This is a genomic window from Pseudomonas sp. G166, assembly GCF_037027455.2.
Taxonomy (GTDB): Bacteria; Pseudomonadota; Gammaproteobacteria; order Pseudomonadales; family Pseudomonadaceae; genus Aquipseudomonas.
Genome location: NZ_CP146985.1, coordinates 1,771,857 through 1,791,376, shown reverse-complemented (window position 1 = coordinate 1,791,376; position 19,520 = coordinate 1,771,857). Strand labels below are relative to the sequence as shown.

Annotated in this window: 18 protein-coding genes; 4 read left to right on the top strand and 14 right to left on the bottom strand. The window is 59.5% G+C overall.

What is annotated here, in order from left to right; translation table 11 throughout:
- Window positions 1–183: 183 nt before the first annotated feature.
- The gene (locus SGN16_RS08055; RefSeq protein ID WP_335945618.1) at window positions 184–1,752 is read left to right on the top strand and encodes a flagellar hook-length control protein FliK; all 1,569 of its coding nucleotides are present in this window, start codon (window positions 184–186) and stop codon (window positions 1,750–1,752) included.
- Entirely contained in the window at window positions 1,749–2,078 is a 330-nt protein-coding gene (locus SGN16_RS08050) for an EscU/YscU/HrcU family type III secretion system export apparatus switch protein (RefSeq protein WP_003199146.1), read from the top strand. The genes SGN16_RS08055 and SGN16_RS08050 overlap by 4 nt, the downstream gene beginning before the upstream one ends.
- Before the next feature lie 213 nt (window positions 2,079–2,291).
- On the opposite strand, the gene SGN16_RS08045 is transcribed toward SGN16_RS08050, so the two are convergent.
- The 14 genes from SGN16_RS08045 to flhA all read right to left on the bottom strand — a co-directional run bounded on the left by SGN16_RS08045 (window position 2,292) and on the right by flhA (window position 16,682).
- Complete coding sequence (locus SGN16_RS08045) at window positions 2,292–2,684, bottom strand: DUF2802 domain-containing protein (RefSeq protein WP_210643447.1); 393 nt, start codon at window positions 2,682–2,684, stop codon at window positions 2,292–2,294.
- Window positions 2,685–3,170 carry a chemotaxis protein CheW gene (locus SGN16_RS08040; RefSeq protein WP_003183968.1) on the bottom strand — a complete coding sequence of 162 codons (486 nt, stop codon included), beginning with the start codon at window positions 3,168–3,170 and terminating at the stop codon, window positions 2,685–2,687.
- Window positions 3,171–3,242: 72 nt separating this feature from the next.
- Entirely contained in the window at window positions 3,243–4,115 is an 873-nt protein-coding gene (locus SGN16_RS08035) for a CheW domain-containing protein (RefSeq protein ID WP_339102072.1), read from the bottom strand.
- Window positions 4,116–4,210: 95 nt separating this feature from the next.
- On the bottom strand, window positions 4,211–5,002 hold the full coding sequence (locus SGN16_RS08030) for a ParA family protein (RefSeq protein ID WP_135844314.1): 792 nt from the start codon (window positions 5,000–5,002) through the stop codon (window positions 4,211–4,213).
- Window positions 5,003–5,051: 49 nt separating this feature from the next.
- On the bottom strand, window positions 5,052–5,936 hold the full coding sequence (gene motD, locus SGN16_RS08025) for a flagellar motor protein MotD (protein ID WP_210643445.1): 885 nt from the start codon (window positions 5,934–5,936) through the stop codon (window positions 5,052–5,054).
- 15 nt (window positions 5,937–5,951) lie between these two features.
- Complete coding sequence (locus tag SGN16_RS08020; RefSeq protein ID WP_025212520.1) at window positions 5,952–6,692, bottom strand: flagellar motor protein; 741 nt, start codon at window positions 6,690–6,692, stop codon at window positions 5,952–5,954.
- Entirely contained in the window at window positions 6,692–7,822 is a 1,131-nt protein-coding gene (locus tag SGN16_RS08015; RefSeq protein ID WP_210643444.1) for a chemotaxis response regulator protein-glutamate methylesterase, read from the bottom strand. Before SGN16_RS08015 ends, SGN16_RS08020 begins: the two co-directional genes overlap by 1 nt.
- A gap of 48 nt (window positions 7,823–7,870) precedes the next feature.
- Complete coding sequence (locus SGN16_RS08010) at window positions 7,871–10,132, bottom strand: chemotaxis protein CheA (protein ID WP_339102071.1); 2,262 nt, start codon at window positions 10,130–10,132, stop codon at window positions 7,871–7,873.
- A gap of 30 nt (window positions 10,133–10,162) precedes the next feature.
- Window positions 10,163–10,948: a protein phosphatase CheZ gene (locus SGN16_RS08005; RefSeq protein WP_057448511.1), complete on the bottom strand. Its 786-nt coding sequence runs from the start codon at window positions 10,946–10,948 to the stop codon at window positions 10,163–10,165.
- Window positions 10,949–10,966: 18 nt separating this feature from the next.
- Window positions 10,967–11,338, bottom strand: a complete 372-nt coding sequence (locus tag SGN16_RS08000) for a chemotaxis response regulator CheY (protein WP_003183998.1) — start codon at window positions 11,336–11,338, stop codon at window positions 10,967–10,969.
- 166 nt (window positions 11,339–11,504) lie between these two features.
- A complete protein-coding gene (gene fliA / locus SGN16_RS07995) occupies window positions 11,505–12,248 on the bottom strand; it encodes an RNA polymerase sigma factor FliA (protein ID WP_014337177.1) in 744 nt (247 codons plus the stop codon).
- Window positions 12,245–13,075, bottom strand: coding sequence for a flagellar synthesis regulator FleN (gene fleN, locus SGN16_RS07990; RefSeq protein WP_003184001.1), 831 nt, complete (start codon window positions 13,073–13,075; stop codon window positions 12,245–12,247). The genes fliA and fleN overlap by 4 nt, the downstream gene beginning before the upstream one ends.
- A gap of 116 nt (window positions 13,076–13,191) precedes the next feature.
- Window positions 13,192–14,541: a flagellar biosynthesis protein FlhF gene (gene flhF / locus SGN16_RS07985; RefSeq protein WP_339102070.1), complete on the bottom strand. Its 1,350-nt coding sequence runs from the start codon at window positions 14,539–14,541 to the stop codon at window positions 13,192–13,194.
- An 11-nt stretch (window positions 14,542–14,552) separates the two neighbouring features.
- Complete coding sequence (gene flhA / locus SGN16_RS07980) at window positions 14,553–16,682, bottom strand: flagellar biosynthesis protein FlhA (RefSeq protein WP_210643441.1); 2,130 nt, start codon at window positions 16,680–16,682, stop codon at window positions 14,553–14,555.
- Between the two features lie 482 nt (window positions 16,683–17,164).
- Between flhA and SGN16_RS07975 the strand changes: the two genes are divergently transcribed.
- Both SGN16_RS07975 and SGN16_RS07970 read left to right on the top strand, forming a co-directional pair.
- Window positions 17,165–18,208 carry an RHS repeat-associated core domain-containing protein gene (locus SGN16_RS07975; RefSeq protein ID WP_339102069.1) on the top strand — a complete coding sequence of 348 codons (1,044 nt, stop codon included), beginning with the start codon at window positions 17,165–17,167 and terminating at the stop codon, window positions 18,206–18,208.
- A 188-nt stretch (window positions 18,209–18,396) separates the two neighbouring features.
- Window positions 18,397–19,500, top strand: coding sequence for an RHS repeat-associated core domain-containing protein (locus SGN16_RS07970; RefSeq protein WP_335943666.1), 1,104 nt, complete (start codon window positions 18,397–18,399; stop codon window positions 19,498–19,500).
- The last annotated feature ends 20 nt before the right edge of the window (window positions 19,501–19,520 follow it).

The window sequence follows — 19,520 nt, the reverse complement described above, 5'->3', positions numbered from 1 at the left end:
TACGGTTCAAGTCGGCGGTGCAGCGGCCGTTAAAGAGATGCAGCATAGATGCATTGACGGCCTGTTCCACAGAGCTGCGTCAAACAATTGCAAGGTTTTTGCCACTCCCTGAAAGACGGGCGGCATTATACATGTGATGCCCTACTCTAAAGAGGGCTTATTTCCCCAAGGTTAGTACCGCAGATGACAGGTGACATGAACATCCTGCCGCTGCCCCAGGCCACGGCAACCACGCGTATGCCAGCGGTCAATGGCGAGCTGCTCAAACTGCTGACGCCGGCCGAAGGTCTGATCGGCTCCGGCCAGATGGCCCAGGCCGAAGTGCTGTCGCTCAAACAGGCCGACCAGACTTTCCAGCTGTTGCTCAAGGTCACCCTGGAGAGCGGCCGGCAAACCACCGTCCAGGCCACCAGCACCCAGCCGCTGCCCCAGGGCACCAACCTGGCCGTGACCCAACCATCGGCCAGCAATCTGGCGATTGCCGTGCAACAGACCGTCGCCTCCAGCGTCGCCACCCTGACCCGAATCGACACCGCACAGATGCCCGTCGGCACCCTGCTGCAAGGCAAGGTGCTCACCAGCCAGGCGTTGCCGCAATTGCCTGGGCAACCGGCGGTGTATCGGTCGCTGGTGAGCCTGCTGAATACCGCCCAGGCTGGCAGCACCCTGGATATCGACAGCCCACAACCGCTGCGCATTGGCACGCTGTTGAGCGCTCAGGTGCAAGATGCCCAGACGTTGAAATTCATCCCTCTGAGCAACCGCCAGGAGCAATTGGCGGTGAGCCAGCAATTGGTCACGCAAATGAGCCAGCAGGGCTCGTTGGACAGCCTGGTCAACGCCCTGCAAAACCTTCCGGCCACTGACGACACTGGCGCCGAGCTGCGCGCCGCGGTGACACGCCTGCTGGCTGGCCTGCCGGATGTCCAGCAACTGAGCACGTCCAAAGGACTGGCCCAGGCCATGGTCGCCAGCGGTGTGTTCCTGGAAAGCAAATTGCTCGCCGGGCAGCCGAGCCTCGCGCCGGACCTCAAAGGCGACCTGCTGAAGCTGATTGCTCAACTGACACCGGCCCTGCCTGCGTCCACCAACCTCAGCGCCATCATCGCCGCCAATACCTTGGCCCAGGTATTGCCCAACTTCGTGCGCAACGCCTTGGGAACCCTCGGCCAGGTCAGCGCCAAGCCACAACCCACCAGTTTTCCCCTGCCCTCGCGCTTGATGAAAGGCCAGGACGAAGACGCTGATCTGGAACACCTGTTGCGCCTGGCAGCCGCTGCCGTGTCACGCTTGCAAAGCCATCAGTTGTCGAGCCTGGAACAGACCGGCCTGACCGACGATGGCCGGCTGATGAGCACCTGGCAGCTGGAAATCCCAATGCGCAACCTGCAGGACATCGTGCCTTTGCAGGTCAAATTCCAACGCGAGGAAACCCCGCCCCGGGAACAGCCACAGGAGCGCCGGGAAGAACGCGAACCGAAACAACAACTCTGGCGGGTCGAGTTGGCCTTCGACATGGAACCCCTGGGGCCGCTGCAGGTTCAAGCACAATTGCTCAGCGGTAGCCTGTCGAGCCAGTTGTGGGCGGAGCGGCCCTACACCGCGAGCCTGATCGAAAGTAACCTGACGGCGCTGCGTGAGCGCCTGGTGACCTGTGGCCTGAACGTCGGCGACCTGGACTGCCACCTCGGCACACCGCCGCAAGGCCCCAAGACACGCCTGGAACAACGCTGGGTGGACGAAACCGCATGACGACCCACACTGAACCCCGCCAGGCCATCGCCCTCAAGTACGACGGCCACCACGCCCCAACCCTCACCGCCAAGGGCGACGAAGCCCTGGCCGAGGAAATCCTGCGCATCGCCCGCGAAAGCGAAGTGCCAATCTATGAAAACGCCGAGTTGGTCAAGCTGTTGGCACGGATGGAGTTGGGAGACAGCATCCCGGAAGAGTTGTATCGCACGATTGCCGAGATCATCGCGTTTGCCTGGAACCTCAAGGGCAAGTTTCCCCAGGGCTATGACCCGAATGCGCCAAGTGTCGAGAAGGATGTGACCGATCGCGGTGACGATTACTGATCCCAAAAACCAGTAAGGCCACTCTTGTGGCGAGGGAGCAAGCGCCCTCACCACAGGGGTTTATGTTGGCTGGAACACTCAGGTATGTGAACGACAAAAAACTGTGGGAGCGAGCTTGCTCGCGATAGCGGTCGCACATTCAACAGCTTCGTTGACTGTTACACCGCTATCGCGAGCAAGCTCGCTCCCACAATTGGGTCTGGGCGAAGGCGATCAGCCCTTATGCAGCTTGCTCATCAACTCCGCCTCGGCCTGGGTCAAGCCGCAGGCTTGGGTCAGTTCGTCGACGCTGGCGCCCATGCCAACCAGGCGGGCGGCCTGGGCGAAGGACAGGGTGGAAGGGTCGCGTTGTTCCAGTTGGGCCAGCTTGTCCGGCAACGGCGCGACCACGGCACGCAGCTCGTGGATCGCTTCGCCCATGCGCACAGTACCGTTCTGATAATCGTCGACGCGTTTGGCCAGGTCCTTGATGCGCTGATCGCGCAGCGCATCGCCCTGGGCCTGCTGAGCGGCGATCTGCCGCTGGCCGCGTATGTACGCCACAAACATCGCCAGCGTGCCTGCCCAAAAAAGGAACAGGACAATGACTGCTACCTCAAGAATCAATCAGATACTCTCCAGTTCCGACCACTCTTCTTCGCTCATCATTTTTTCCAGTTCGACCAGGATCAGCAACTCGTTGTTCTTGTTGCAGACGCCCTGGATGAACTTGGCCGACTCCTCGTTACCGACGTTAGGCGCGGTTTCGATTTCCGACTGACGCAAGTAAACCACTTCGGCGACGCTGTCGACGAGGATGCCGACCACTTGCTTGTCGGCTTCGATGATCACGATACGGGTATTGTCGTTGACCTCGGTGGAGCTCAGGCCAAAACGCTGGCGAGTGTCGATCACCGTGACCACGTTGCCACGCAGGTTGATGATGCCCAGCACATAGCTGGGTGCACCCGGTACCGGAGCGATCTCGGTATAGCGCAGCACTTCCTGAACGCGCATCACGTTGATGCCGTAGGTTTCGTTATCGAGTTTGAAGGTCACCCATTGCAAAATCGGATCTTCGGAACCCTTGAGAGACGACGCCTTATCATTCATACCCTGACCCCTCGAAAAACCGCCTGTGGCGGCGTGTGTTCTGTCCCGCGACGCTGTGCGCCACGGGTTGTCTTATTTCGGTTTCTGGACCGGCTTGGAGCCGCCCAGGTGTTTTGCCCCGCCGCTGGCGATAAGCTCGGCCAGCTCGGATACGTCCAGCAAGGCGCACATGTGCTCGATCACCGTACCGGCCAACCATGGCCGTTGGCCTCTATGGCTGCGCCACTTGATCTCGTTCGGGTCCAGGCGCAATGAGCGGCTGACCTGATGCACCGCCAACCCCCACTCATAACCCTGCACCGAAATCACGTACTGCAGGCCCTGGCGAAAATCATCGCGATAACGGTCCGGCATCACCCAGCGCGCGGTGTCCAGCACCTTCAGGTTGCCAGCCTGGCTCGGCAGGATCCCGAGGAACCATTCCGGCTGACCAAACAACGGCGTCAATTCCTGCCCGGCCAGGGAATAAATCGATCCCAGGCATACCAGCGGCACTGCCAGGGTCAACCCGGCCACATCAAACAACAAACACTCGAACGGCTCGGCGGCCCAGGCCGGGCGGTCATCGTTCGGCACCGGCGGCGGCGGGTTGCTCGGCGGCAAGTGAACTTCCACTACCGGCGTCACCAAGCCCTGCAACAATGGCGCAACGGTCGAGACCGGCGTCAGGATCGGCGCGGGCGCGTCCATCACCGCCACCTGAGGCTTGATATACGGTGCCTCCACCGCCGCCGCTATCACTGACTTCTGCGCATCACGGGCCTGCTCTTCGAGCACGGCCGCCTGGAATTCATCCAGCACACCTTCGGCTTCCAAGGTCTCGGGCAACGCCTCGATCACGCTCGGTTGCACTGGCAGTTCTTCGGTCGCTTCCTGCAACAGTCCGTCCAGATAGGACTGCAAGGCCATTTGCGGACGCGAGGTTGTCTTTATCGGGCGGCTCATAGAAACAGTGCGCCGCTTAAAGAGGTTATCGGCATGAATGCGGTAGGACTTGAGCGCTCGCAAGCGAGCACGATGCCTGTGGGAAACCTCGTCACTTAAGCCACCTGCTGTGAAACAAGCTGTTGGGCCAGCAGGTGCTTGAGCAGCGCCCGGTAGGCCAGCACGCCACGGCTTTTGCCGTCGAATTGCGAAGGGGTCAGACCAGCGCGGCTGGCGTCGCGCAAGCGAGTATCGACGGGAATGTAGCCTTGCCAGATATCATCCGGGTACATGTCCCGCAACACGCGCAGGGTGCCCAGGGACGCCTGGGTGCGACGGTCGAACAGGGTCGGCACGATGTTGAAGGCCAACGATTGCTTGCGCGAGCGGTTGACCATCGCCAGCGTGTTGACCATACGCTCCAGGCCCTTGACCGCCAGGTGTTCGGTCTGCACCGGGATCACCAGTTGCTGGCTGGCCGCCAACGCGTTGACCATCAGCAAACCGAGCAACGGCGGGCTGTCGATGATCGCGTAATCGAAATCCTGCCACAGCTGCGCCAGACTCTTGGCGATGACCAGGCCCAGGCCACTCTGCCCCGGCGACTGCCGCTCCAGGGTGGCCAGGGCGGTGCTCGACGGTAGCAGGGAAATCCGCTCGTCGCTGGTGGACAACAGCAACTGCCCCGGCAGGCCTTCGGGCACGACACCCTTGTGCAGGAACAGATCGTAGTTGCTGTGCTCCAGGCTGTCGGGATCGTAACCAAAATAGCTGGTCATCGAGCCGTGGGGGTCCAGATCGACCATGACCACGCGCTTGCCCGCCTCGGCCAGCAATCCGGCTAAAGCGATGGAAGATGTGGTTTTGCCCACACCACCTTTTTGATTGGCAACTGCCCAGACTCTCATTCGGATCGTTCCTCCCGGCCGAAACAGGCTCGGCCGAGAAATAGCTCGGTTATAAAGCGGGTGACGGAGAATTGACGGCACTCTGTCGTCCCGGCGACTTGTCCGAGGTCGGTGCAGTTTGTGTGCCAGCGCGCTTCAATGCCGCGTCCGGTTTTGCATTGGCCGTGCCGGTACCGGTCAAGCTGCGACGCACATCGAGGTTTCGCGACACCACCAACACCACGCGACGGTTGCGTGCACGGCCCTCGGCCGTGGCGTTATTGGCCACCGGCTGAAACTCGCCGTAGCCCACCGACGCCAGGCGACCGGGGTTCACACCCTGCATGGCGAGCATGCGCACGATGCTCGCCGAGCGCGCCGAGGACAGCTCCCAGTTGGTCGGGTACTGCGCGGTACGGATCGGCTGGTCGTCAGTGAAGCCTTCGACATGGATCGGGTTATCGAACGGCTTCAGGATCGCCGCCACTTTATCGATGATGTTGAACGCCATGTCGCTGGGCATGGCATCGCCGCTGCCGAACAACAGGCTGGAATTGAGCTCGATCTCGACCCACAACTCGTTGCCGCGCACGGTCATCTGGTTCGAGCTGATCAGGTCGCCGAACGCCGCACTGATGTCGTCGGCAATGCTCTTCAATGGATCGCTGCCGCCGGCAATACCGGCATCGACCTGCTCGGCATCCCTGACCAACGGCTTGGCCGGTGTGGTTGTCTTGGGCCGCTCATCGCCAATAGGGATGGGCTTGAGGGCGCGGTCGGAGTCGGTAAAGACACCGATCAACGCCTCGGAGATCACTTTGTATTTGCCTTCGTTGATTGACGAAATCGAATACATGACCACGAAAAAGGCGAACAACAGTGTGATGAAGTCGGCGTAGGAGACTAGCCAGCGTTCATGGTTGACGTGTTCTTCAGTGTGCCTGCGACGGGCCATTTTCCATGTCTCCCATCAGTCCATGAAGCCCTGGAGCTTCAACTCAATGGAGCGCGGGTTTTCGCCTTCGGCGATCGACAGGATCCCCTCCAGCAACATTTCACGATAACGCGACTGACGCAACGCGATGGCCTTGAGCTTGGCGGCGATCGGCAACAGCACCAGGTTGGCACTCGCCACCCCGTAGATCGTGGCAACGAAGGCCACGGCGATACCGCTGCCCAGTTGCGACGGATCGGCCAGGTTGCCCATCACGTGGATCAGGCCCATCACCGCACCGATGATGCCGATGGTCGGCGCGTAGCCGCCCATGCTTTCGAAAACTTTGGCCGCTTCGATGTCGCGGCTTTCCTGGGTGTAGAAATCCACCTCCAGAATGCTGCGGATGGCTTCCGGCTCGGCGCCGTCGACCAGCAATTGCAGGCCCTTGCGCGAGTAACTGTCGGGCTCGGCATCGGCCACACCTTCCAGGCCCAGCAAGCCCTCCTTGCGCGCGGTCAGGCTCCAGTTCACCACCCGGTCGATGCCGCCAGCCAAGTCCACGCGAGGCGGGAACAGGATCCAGATCAGTACCTGCATGGCACGCTTGAACGCGCTCATGGGCGACTGCAACAGCGCGGCACCGATGGTCCCACCCAGCACGATCAGCGCCGCCGGACCGTTGGCCAAAGCCCCCAGATGACCGCCTTCCAGATAATTGCCACCAATGATGGCGACGAATGCCATGACAATGCCGATCAGGCTGAGCACATCCATTACAGGCACGCCTCGACCAGGTGTCTACCGATGTCGTCCAGCCCGTACACCGCGTCGGCAAGATCCGCCTTCACGATGGCCATCGGCATGCCATAGATCACGCAACTGGCTTCGTCCTGGGCCCAGATCGCACTGCCGCCCTGCTTGAGCAGGCGCGCGCCTTCACGACCGTCGGCGCCCATGCCGGTGAGGACCACCGCCAGAACTTTGTCACCGTAGGACTTGGCTGCGGAACCGAAGGTGATGTCCACGCAGGGCTTGTAGTTCAAACGCTCGTCGCCCGGGAGGATTTTCACCGCGCCGCGGCCATCGATCATCATCTGCTTGCCACCCGGGGCCAGCAATGCCAGGCCCGGACGCAGGATGTCGCCATCCTCGGCTTCCTTGACGCTGATATTGCACAGCTTGTCCAGGCGCTCGGCGAAAGCCTTGGTGAAGGCCGCAGGCATATGTTGGATCAGCACGATGGGGGCCGGGAAGTTGGCCGGCAACTGGGTCAGGACCCGTTGCAGCGCCACCGGGCCACCGGTGGACGTACCAATGGCAACGAGCTTGTAGGCCTTGCGCTTGGGTGCCGGCGACGTCGGGCTGGCGGGCGCCGGACGAGCAGGTGCGGGCGCCGGGGCACTGCTGCGCACCGGAGGCGGATTGAAGCCGCCCGACGATGCCGGGGCAGGCGCAGGGCTCGGTGCAACCGCAGGCGCTGGCGCGCTGTAGGCGCCGGCACGCCGGTTGCTGCGGGAAATGCTATGGACCTTCTCGCACAGCAACTGCCGGACCTTGTCGGGGTTGCGCGAGATGTCTTCGAAATTCTTCGGCAGGAAATCCACCGCCCCGGCGTCCAGCGCATCGAGGGTCACCCGCGCGCCTTCATGGGTCAGGGAGGAGAACATCAATACGGGAGTCGGGCAGCGCTGCATGATATGCCGCACAGCCGTGATGCCATCCATCATCGGCATCTCGTAGTCCATGGTGATCACGTCTGGCTTGAGCGCCAGCGCCTGATCGATTGCCTCTTTGCCGTTGGTCGCCGTACCGACGACTTGAATACTCGTGTCCGCCGAAAGAATTTCCGAGACGCGGCGGCGGAAAAACCCCGAATCGTCCACCACCAGGACTTTAACTACCATAAACACTCCGTTAGACGAGGCGCGGCCCTGGGCCCCGCCCCTCCAGAATCAAATACGCCGTGCGGCGTAACGCTTGAGCATGCTTGGCACATCGAGAATCAACGCGATGCGGCCGTCGCCGGTGATGGTGGCGCCGGACATGCCCGGGGTGCCCTGGAGCATCTTGCCCAATGGCTTGATGACCACTTCTTCCTGACCCACCAACTGGTCGACGACAAAGCCGATCCGCTGGGTGCCCACCGAAAGGATCACCACATGGCCTTCGCCCTGCTCCACATGAGCGGCGGAGCTGACCAGCCAGCGCTTGAGGTAGAACAGTGGCAGTGCCTTGTCCCGTACGATCACCACTTCCTGGCCGTCCACCACGTTGGTGCGCGACAGGTCGAGGTGGAAGATTTCGTTGACGTTGACCAGCGGGAAGGCGAATGCCTGGTTGCCCAGCATCACCATCAAGGTCGGCATGATCGCCAGGGTCAACGGGACCTTGATGACGATCTTCGAGCCCTGGCCCTTGGTCGAGTAAATGTTGATCGAACCATTGAGCTGGGAAATCTTGGTCTTCACCACGTCCATGCCCACGCCACGGCCGGACACGTCGGAAATCTCGGTCTTGGTCGAGAAGCCCGGGGCGAAGATCAGGTTGTAGCACTCGGTGTCGCTCAGGCGATCGGCGGCATCCTTGTCCATCACACCGCGCTTGACCGCGATGGAACGCAGCACGTTCGGGTCCATGCCTTTGCCGTCGTCGGAGATCGACAACAGGATGTGGTCGCCCTCCTGCTCGGCGGCCAGCACCACCTTGCCGCTGCGAACCTTGCCCGAGGCTTCGCGCTCTTCCGGCGACTCGATGCCGTGGTCGACGGCGTTGCGCACCAAGTGGACCAGCGGGTCGGCCAGGGCCTCGACAAGGTTCTTGTCCAGGTCGGTCTCTTCGCCCACCAGTTCCAGGTTGATTTCTTTCTTGAGCTGGCGAGCCAGGTCACGAACCAGGCGCGGGAAGCGCCCGAAGACTTTCTTGATCGGCTGCATCCGGGTCTTCATGACCGCGGTCTGCAGGTCCGCCGTGACCACATCGAGGTTCGACACAGCCTTGGACATGGCTTCGTCCTGGCTGTTGAGACCCAGGCGTACCAGACGGTTACGCACCAGCACCAGTTCGCCGACCATGTTCATGATCTCGTCCAGGCGTGCGGTGTCGACCCGGACAGTGGTTTCGGCTTCGCTGGCCGGTTTTTCCGCTGGCGCAGCCGCCGGGGCACGGGCTGCTGCCGGGGCAGCTGCCGCAGCCGGCTTGGGCGTCTCGGCCTTCGGTTCCGGTGCCTTGGCCGCAGGTTTTGGCGCAGCCTTGGCCGCCGGCGCAGCAGTGGCGGCAGTGCCAGCAGCAGGGGCAGCCGTGGCCTTCCCGACTTCACTGAACTTGCCTTTGCCGTGCAGTTCATCGAGCAGCGATTCGAATTCGTGATCGCTGATCAGGTCACTGCCCGCCGCCGCAGCGGTGGGCTTGGCCGGCGTCGGCGCAGAAGCGATGGCTGAATCCAGCGCTTCAACGGCAAACGTGCCCTTGCCGTGCAACTGATCGAGCAAGGCCTCGAATTCGTCGTCGGTAATATCGGAATTGTCGCCCGCCGCTTTCGGGGCGGCCGGGGTCGCTGCAGGAACGACCGCATCGGGCGCGAACTGGCCTTTGCCATGAAGCTGATCGAGCAACGACTCGAACTCGTCGTCGGTGATTTCATCGCTGGCAGCAGCAGTTGCCTCGGTGGCCGGCACAACGGGGGCCGGCGGGGCAGCGGCTTCAGCCTTGACGGCGTTCAGCGAGTCCAGCAATTGTTCAAATTCGTTATCGGTGATGTCGCCCGACTCCTCGGCGACCGGTTCTTCAACGACCGTCTCGACAACCGGAGCGGATTCGTCAGCCGATTGTGGCTCGGCCAGGCGTGCCAGCGCAGCGAGCAACTCAGGGGTGGCAGCGGTGATCGGCGAGCGCTCGCGCACTTCGCTGAACATGCTGTTGACCGCATCCAGCGCTTCGAGCACCACGTCCATCAGTTCCGAATCAACGCGGCGCTCACCCTTGCGCAGGATGTCGAACACGTTTTCGGCAATGTGGCAGCACTCCACCAGCTCATTGAGCTGGAGGAAGCCGGCGCCTCCTTTTACAGTGTGGAAACCGCGAAAAATTGCATTGAGCAAGTCTGCATCATCGGGTCGACTTTCCAGCTCGACCAGTTGCTCAGACAGTTGCTCTAGAATCTCGCCGGCCTCAACCAGGAAATCCTGAAGGATCTCTTCATCGGCGCCGAAGCTCATTAATGGCTGCTCCTAAAACAGGGCTAAAACTCAGAATCCAAGGCTGGACAGCAAATCGTCCACATCGTCCTGACCGGACATAACGTCTTCTCTTTTATCGGCATGAATCTGCGGACCTTCACCCTGCGAGAGATGTTTTTGTGGATCTTTTTCAGCAAGCATCGCTTCACGGTCGTGTTCGATGCCGGCAAAGCGGTCGACCTGGCTGGCCATCAACACCAGTTTGAGCAAATTGCTTTCTACTTCGGTGACCAATTGGGTTACGCGCTTGATCACTTGACCGGTCAGGTCCTGATAGTCCTGAGCCAGCAGAATGTCGTTGAGATTGCTTGCCACCGCGCGGTTCTCGGTGCTGCTGCGCGTCAGGAAACCGTCGACCCGACGGGCCAGCTCCCGAAACTCTTCAGCCCCTACTTCGCGGCGCATGAACCGACCCCAGTCGGTGCTCAAGGCCTGGGCTTCGTCGCTCAGGCCATTGACCAGCGGCGTTGCGCTTTCCACCAGGTCCATGGTGCGGTTGGCCGCAGCTTCGGTCAGCTTGACCACATAACCCAGACGCTCGGTGGCATCGGTGATCTGCGAGACTTCCTCGGCCTGCGGCATATTCGGGTCGATCTGGAAATTGACAATCGCGCTGTGCAGTTCACGCGTGAGCTTGCCCACTTCCTGATACAGACCACGGTCACGGGTCTGGTTGAGCTCATGGATCATTTGAACCGCATCGCCAAAGCGGCCTTTTTCAAGGCTGTCGACCAGTTCGCGGGCATGTTTTTTCAGGGTCGATTCGAAGTCGCCCATTGAAGATTCGTTGTCCATAGCTCCCCCGTGGCGCCGTTAACCGATGCGTTCGAAGATTTTTTCGATCTTCTCTTTCAACGCCTGGGCCGTGAAGGGTTTGACCACATAGCCGTTCACACCGGCCTGGGCCGCTTCGATGATCTGCTCGCGCTTGGCTTCGGCAGTTACCATCAGCACCGGAAGGTGCTTGAGTTTTTCGTCGGCGCGCACATGACGCAGCAAGTCGATACCGGTCATGCCGGGCATGTTCCAGTCAGTCACCAGAAAGTCGATGCTCCCGCTGTTGAGAACCGGAATGGCAGTGGTGCCATCGTCGGCCTCGACCGTGTTGGTGAACCCAAGGTCACGCAACAGGTTTTTTATGATCCGCCGCATCGTTGAGAAGTCATCAACGATGAGGATTTTCATGTTCTTGTCCAATTCGACCTCCAAGCAGTCTTAAACGTGTCCAGCACCTGAACGCGCCATTTCAATCAATCCGGCACAACACTCGACAACGGCCTGGAGCCCCACGGATGGAGACTGGTGCGACGTATGCCAGACCAACCCCGTTCGCAGTGCTCCCACACAGCTGTCAGCGCGCTCGCCACTCCCCCAAACGCCCCCGCAAACGGGCCGCGCACTGGCTGTGTAACTGGCTGACCCGCGATTCGCTGACCCCCAGGACCTCACCGATTTCCTTGAGGTTCAGCTCTTCGTCGTAGTACAGCGCCAAGACCAGTCGCTCACGCTCCGGCAAATTGGCAATCGCATCCGCCAGCGCGCTCTGGAAACGCTCATCTTCCAGGTCACGCGACGGCTCCATGTGAGCACTCGCGTTATCCTCGTGCAGCCCTTCGTGTTCGCCGTCCTGCAACAGGTCATCGAAACTGAACAGGCGACTGCCCAAGGTATCGTTCAAAATCCCGTAATAATCGTCGAGACTCAACTGGAGTTCGGCCGCAACCTCGTGATCTTTAGCGTCACGCCCGGTTTTAGCTTCAATAGCGCGGATCGCGTCACTGACCATGCGGGTATTGCGGTGCACCGAACGCGGCGCCCAATCGCCCTTGCGGACTTCATCGAGCATCGCCCCACGAATGCGGATACCGGCATACGTCTCGAAACTGGCGCCCTTGCTAGCGTCGTATTTGTTCGACACTTCGAGCAGGCCGATCATGCCCGCCTGGATCAAGTCCTCGACCTGGACACTGGCCGGCAACCGCGCCAGCAAGTGATAGGCGATGCGCTTGACCAGGGGTGCATAACGCTCAATCAATTCATATTGGGCGTCCCGTGCCGATTTTTTGTAGAGATGGTTGTAACCGCTGGCTGTCATAACACGGGCCCTGCTGTTTGTTGCACGAGACGCTCGACGAAAAACTCCAGATGCCCACGAGGGTTGGCCGGCAGTGGCCAGGTATCCACCTTCTGGGCGATAGCCTTGAACGCCAGCGCGCATTTGGAACGGGGAAAGGCTTCATAAACGGCACGTTGTTTCTGGACGGCCTTGCGTACGCTTTCGTCGTAGGGCACAGCGCCGACATATTGTAGGGCGACGTCCAGGAAACGATCCGTGACCTTTGTCAACTTGGCGAACAGGTTGCGCCCTTCCTGCGGACTCTGGGCCATGTTGGCCAGGACGCGGAAGCGGTTCATGCCGTAGTCGCGGTTCAATAGTTTGATCAGGGCATAGGCGTCGGTGATGGAGGTCGGTTCGTCGCAGACCACCAGCAACACTTCCTGGGCCGCGCGCACGAAACTGACGACGGAGTCACCGATACCGGCAGCGGTGTCGATCACCAGCACATCGAGGTTGTCACCGATGTCGCTGAATGCCTGGATCAGGCCCGCGTGCTGGGCCGGGGTCAGGTGAACCATGCTCTGGGTGCCGGAGGCAGCCGGTACGATACGAATCCCGCCCGGTCCCTGCAGCAGCACGTCGCGCAGTTCACAGCGGCCCTCTATCACGTCCGCCAGCGTGCGCTTGGGGGTTAGCCCCAGCAGCACATCGACGTTCGCCAGGCCCAGGTCGGCGTCCAGCAGCATGACCCGTCGGCCAAGCTCTGCCAGAGCCAGGGACAAGTTCACTGACACGTTAGTCTTCCCGACGCCACCTTTGCCGCCGGTCACCGCGATCACCTGTACGGGATGCATGCTGCCCATGTTCGTTCTTTACCTTGTCTTACTTAGACGGAGGCCACATTACTGGCTGCGCGTTCACATTCGGAACAATGCATGGCAGACCATCGATGTAGGTACAAAAAATATTCATGATTACCTCAGCCGACCTGCTTGGTCGGGCTGTGGTAGATGTCAGCGAACATATCAGCCATGGCTTCTTCGCTGGGTTCTTCCTGCATTTGCACACTCACGGCACGACTGACCAATTGATGACGGCGCGGCAGATGCAAATCATCCGGGATCCGCGGCCCGTCGGTCAGGTAAGCCACCGGTAGCTCATGACCGATCGCCAGGCTCAACACCTCGCCCAGGCTTGCCGTTTCGTCCAGCTTAGTCAGGATGCAGCCAGCCAGCCCGCAGCGTTTGTAGCTGTGGTATGCGGCGGTTAGAACCTGTTTTTGGCTGGTGGTTGCCAACACGAGATAATTTTTTGACCGAATACCGCGCCCGGCCAGGCTTTCAAGCTGCATGCGCAGGGCCGGATCACTGGCTTGCAGGCCGGCAGTATCGATCAGCACGACGCGTTTGCGCAGCAGCGGTTCCAGCGCTTGAGCCAGGGATTGCCCCGGATCCACGTGGGTCACCGACACATTGAGGATTCGGCCCAGGGTCTTGAGTTGTTCCTGGGCGCCGATGCGGAAACTGTCCATGCTCACGAGGGCGATGCTCTGGGCACCGTACTTGAGTACATAACGGGCCGCGAGCTTGGCCAGGGTGGTGGTCTTGCCCATGCCGGCCGGGCCGACCATCGCAATCACCCCACCCTCTTCCAGCGGCTCGACTTCCGGCGTGGCGATCATCCGCGCCAGGTGCGCCAGCAACATGCGCCAGGCCTGACGAGGCTCTTCGATACCGTTGATCAGCGCCAGCAGGTCCCGGGACAAAGGGCCGGACAGGCCGATGCGTTGCAGGCGACGCCACAGGTTGGCCTGGGCCGGACGGCTGCCTTGCAGCTGGTTCCAGGCCAGGGAGCCGAGCTGGACTTCCATCAGTTCGCGCAGGCTGTTGAGTTCAAAACGCATCGAGTCCAGGGCACGCGGGTCGACACCACCGCTTGGTGCGGCCGGGGCCGGGGCCGGACGACGCGGTTCGGCCTGGACCTGTTCGACCAGTGGCTCGGCAGCGGTCAACGGCAGGCCGGCGGTCAGTGGCTGACCGGCGAACAATTGACGATTGGTGCTAGCGCTGGTCTGGCCTTCGCTGCTGCGCAGGCTCAATTCGGCCTGGGCGCTGGCGATGCGCGACTGGGTCTTGCGCAGCTCATCCTCGAGTTCCATGTTCGGAACGCGTGGGGCCAGCGCCGACAACTTGTAATCCAGGGCAGCCGTCAACTCGACACCGCCAGCGATCCGGCGATTGCCAATGATGGCTGCTTCAGCGCCCAGCTCGTCACGAACCAGCTTCATGGCCTGACGCATATCGGCGGCGAAAAAACGCTTCACTTGCATAAACCACTACCTCAGCCGTTGGGCCCTACTGTCGCAACGATGGTCACTTGCTTGTTGTCCGGTATTTCCTGGTACGCCAGCACATGCAGCCCCGGGACCGCGAGGCGCCCGAATCGCGAGAGCATCGCGCGAATCGGACCGGCCACCAGCAGGATCACCGGTTGGCCTTGCATCTCTTGCCGCTGGGCTGCATCGATCAGCGAACGCTGCAGCTTCTCGGCCATGCTTGGCTCCAGCAGAACACCCTCTTCCGAGCCTTGTCCTGCCTTCTGCAGACTATTGAGCAATATCTGTTCCAACCTTGGTTCCAGAGTGATCACAGGCAGCTCAGACTCAGTGCCTACAATGCTTTGGACGATTGCGCGGGATACGCCGACCCGAACCGCAGCCACCAGGGCGGCGGTATCTTGACTCTTGGACGCGTTGTTGGCGATAGCCTCGGCAATGCTGCGAATGTCGCGCACCGGCACTTGTTCGGCCAACAGCGCCTGCAACACCTTGAGCAATTGCGACAGCGAAACCACGCCCGGCACCAGCTCTTCGGCCAGCTTCGGCGAGCCTTTGGCCAGTACTTGCAGGAGTTGCTGGACTTCTTCGTGGCCGATCAGCTCGCTGGAGTGCTTGTACAGGATCTGGTTCAAGTGGGTCGCGACCACGGTACTGGCGTCCACCACGGTGTAGCCGAGTGACTGAGCCTGGGCCCGCTGGCTGATTTCGATCCACACCGCTTCCAGACCAAAAGCCGGATCCTTGGCGGTAATGCCGTTGAGCGAGCCGTAGACCTGCCCGGGGTTGATCGCCAATTCGCGGTCGGGGTAGATCTCGGCTTCGGCCAGGATCACCCCCATCAGCGTCAAGCGGTAGGCGCTCGGCGCCAGGTCGAGGTTGTCGCGGATATGCACGGTGGGCATCAGGAAGCCCAGGTCCTGGGACAACTTCTTGCGCACGCCCTTGATCCGCGCCAGCAACTGACCACCCTGGTTGCGGTCGACCAACGGAATCAGGCGATAACCGACTTCCAGGCCGATCATGTCGATCGGTGTCACGTCGTCCCAGCCCAGCTCCTTGGTTTCCATGGCGCGGGCCGGCGATGGCAGCAACTCCTGCTGGCGCTTGACCTCTTGCAGGGCCTGGACCTTCTGCACGTTCTGCTTCTTCCAGAACAGGTAGGCAGCACCCGCGGCCATGGCTGCCATGCTCAGGAAGGAAACGTGAGGCATCCCCGGCACCAGGCCCATCACCGCCATCAGGCCAGCGGCCACGGCCAGCGCCTTGGGCGAGGCGAACATTTGCCGACCGATCTGCTTGCCCATGTCCTCGGAACCGGAAGCACGAGTCACCATGATCGCCGCGGCTGTGGATAACAACAGTGATGGCAATTGCGCCACCAAACCGTCACCGATGGTCAGCAAGGCGTAAACCTTGCCGGCGTCGGCGAAGGTCATGTTGTGCTGGAAGATACCGACCGCCATGCCGCCGATCAGGTTGATGAACAGAATCAGCAGGCCGGCGATGGCGTCACCGCGCACGAATTTGCTGGCACCGTCCATGGAACCGTAGAACTCGGCTTCCTGGGCCACTTCCAGGCGACGCAGCTTGGCCTGGCTCTGGTCGATCAGGCCGGCGTTGAGGTCGGCGTCGATCGCCATTTGCTTGCCGGGCATCGCATCGAGGGTGAAACGCGCGCTCACCTCGGAAATCCGCCCGGCGCCCTTGGTCACCACGACGAAGTTGATGATCATCAAGATGGCGAAGACCACGATACCAACCACGTAGTTACCGCCGATCACCACCTCACCGAAGGCCTGGATCACCTTACCGGCGGCGGCGTGGCCTTCCTGACCGTGGAGCATCACCACCCGGGTCGATGCCACGTTCAACGCCAGGCGCATCAAGGTCGCCACCAGCAGAATGGTCGGGAACACCGCGAAATCCAGCGGCCGCAGGGCATACACGCACACCAGCAACACCACGATCGACAGGGCGATGTTGAACGTGAAGAACACGTCGAGCAGGAACGGCGGTACCGGCAGCATCATCATGGCAAGCATGACCAGCAGCAGGATCGGCACACCCAGATTGCCGCGACTGAGGTCGGCTACATTGCTGCGCGCGGTGCTGAGTAACTGAGAGCGATCCACCAATAATCCCCGTTCTGTGAAGCAAACTTTTGACGCCCGGAGGGGGCGCAGGGGGGGTATTGCAAGAAGCCTTCCAACTTTTGTCGACGGCTGAAATAGAGGGGGGTGAAGGGACGCTGACCTGTGGGCGAGCTTGCTCGCGATAGCGATTTGTCAGTCAACATTTGTATCGACTGGATCACCACAATCGCGAGCAGGCTCACTCCCATAGATAATGCTGTCCACTTAAGGCAAACGACGAACCTGTGGCGAGGGAGCTTGCTCCCGCTGGGCCGCGTAGCGGCCCCGAAACCAGCCGAATGCGGAGCATCAGACACACCGGAGCCCCTGTGTTATGCCGGTCGCTACGCAACCGAGCGGGAGCAAGCTCCCTCGCCACGGGGTCTGTCGCTTTCCAGGCAAACCTAACAGTTCTGCTAGTTCCCCCTCTGCGTTCGAACTTCGATAATCCCACGGAACCTCACCCGAACGGAGCGTCGGTCATGTCAGCCACGCGCCTCTGCACTTACCGCTATGACCCACTGGATCGCCTCACCAGCCACGCCATGACGACTCAAGCGCCTGTCCAGCGATTTTATTGCAAATCCCGCCTGGCGACGGAAATCGAAGGTGCCATCAACCGATCAATCGTTCAGCACGACGAACAACTGCTGGCCCTGACTGAAACCCAGGGCAACATAAGTCAGGCAACGCTGGTGGCGAGCGACCAACAACGTTCGGTGTTACAGGCGCTAGCCGCCGACGAATCGCAATCCTTCGCCTATTCGCCCTATGGCCATCATCCTACCGGCGACGGTTTACTGGGCCTGCTCGGCTTCAATGGCGAAAGACCTGACCCGGTGACGGGGCATTATTTGTTGGGGAATGGTTATCGAGCGTTCAATCCGGTGTTGATGCGATTTAATAGTCCGGATAGTTTGAGTCCGTTTGGCGAGGGTGGATTAAATTCTTATGCATATTGCATGGGCGATCCTATCAACCATGGCGACCCACAAGGACATGTCCCAGTTAAATTCATCTCCACGCTAGCCCCCAAATATTTAAAAATAAATGCCCTAAGAAAGATACAAACCAAAATAATCAAAACAAAGAATCCAACGGTAGAGCAAATCCAAACCATTAAAGAAAAAATCTTTCAAGAACAACAGGATTTACTTTCTGAAATCAAACTATTGAAACGTGCCATCCCTAGCAACGACGACCTTAAAAAACCATTCACTTTTCCTGAAAGTAAACAAGCAGCTACCGAAGCGTATTTTGCGCACCAAAAAGCAGGCATCCCTTTTGATAAGCACGGAATACCAAATCCCGATAGAGCTCTTACAGCCCTCAACGAATCCGGCACACAAAATTTACGCACCGATTTTTTTGATGACTCGATAGCTTTTTTTCATTTACAAGCCCATAGCAAGATATTGTCAGGACGTAATAACGAAGCATTTACTCGCGCCATGCTGGAAAGTGCTGGAAGAGCAATGGAAAAGAGACTGCAATACATTCGCCGATATGCACTTAGAGACTATTAGGAATCGCGCCGCAAATCCGGCGGAATCGGCAGGTCCTTGAGCGGCTCTGGTGGGCGTAGGCTGCTTGAAACAAAACAAAAGTTCTGTCGGACGATGGATATGGAACAAGAAACACTAACAATTCTGCTAGTTACCCTCCCCAGTCCGAATCTCGATAATGACATTCCTCATCGCCATAGGGCGTAGTCATGCCAACCATTCCCCTTTGCAGCTACCGCTACGATCCGTTGGATCGCCTCACGGGCCATGCCGTGGAGGCCTACGCCCCGATCCAGCGGTTTTACTGCAAATCACGCCTGGCCACCGAGATTGATGGCGTCGTCAACCGGTCATTTTTCCAACACGACGACCAACTGCTGGGCCAGGCTGAAACCCAGGCCGGTGAAAGGAAGGCGACGTTGTTGGCGACCGATCAACAACGCTCGGTCTTGCATGCCATCGCCCCTAACGAATCGCAATCCTTCGCCTATTCGCCCTATGGCCATCATCCTACCGGCGACGGTTTACTGGGCCTGCTCGGCTTCAATGGCGAAAGACCTGACCCGGTGACGGGGCATTATTTGTTGGGGAATGGTCATCGGGCATTCAATCCGGTTTTGATGCGCTTTAGCAGTCCGGATAAATTAAGCCCGTTTGGCGAGGGTGGATTGAATACCTACGCATATTGCTCAGGCGACCCAATAAACAGGAGCGACCCGAACGGGACGACAAGTATTTTTTTAAAATTTTTTCAACGCATATTTTCGCGTTCAGGCAGCCCTCGTCAGCCGGCATCACGCTCCACCTTTGAATACACGACAGTCAAAGCCTTTGCGAAAAAGGGAACTGAAGGAACCTCCACTATTACTATGACCCGATCAAAATACAGAGTCTCTAATGGCATCACTAAAACTTTATTGGTAGCTGACACAATCTCTTACTGGAAGCCAGCCCCCAAAAATACGACCCTTCAGGAGCTTGCCCTTTCAGAGATGTCGAATTTTTCTAAATTTAACAGAATGAATGAGCTAGCATTCGACATGTCAACACTTAAGCAGCGCTCCCTTATAAATTTTTTAAACCATTTAGAATCTAATAGAGTACTATTAGCTCTCCAGCCTGACACCACTCTGGAAAAATATAAAATATCGGATTTTTACAACAAGTTATTGAAAACTGCAAACGATGGAAACTTGCAGGGGGTCGCTCCGAGTTCGGTTAAATCCCTACCATATATAACAAAGACTGGGACCACCGCCTATTTAAATGAATATTACGAAATACTATACAGAATCAGGAGCACTTCAAAATAACCGATTTTTTCGGCCACCGA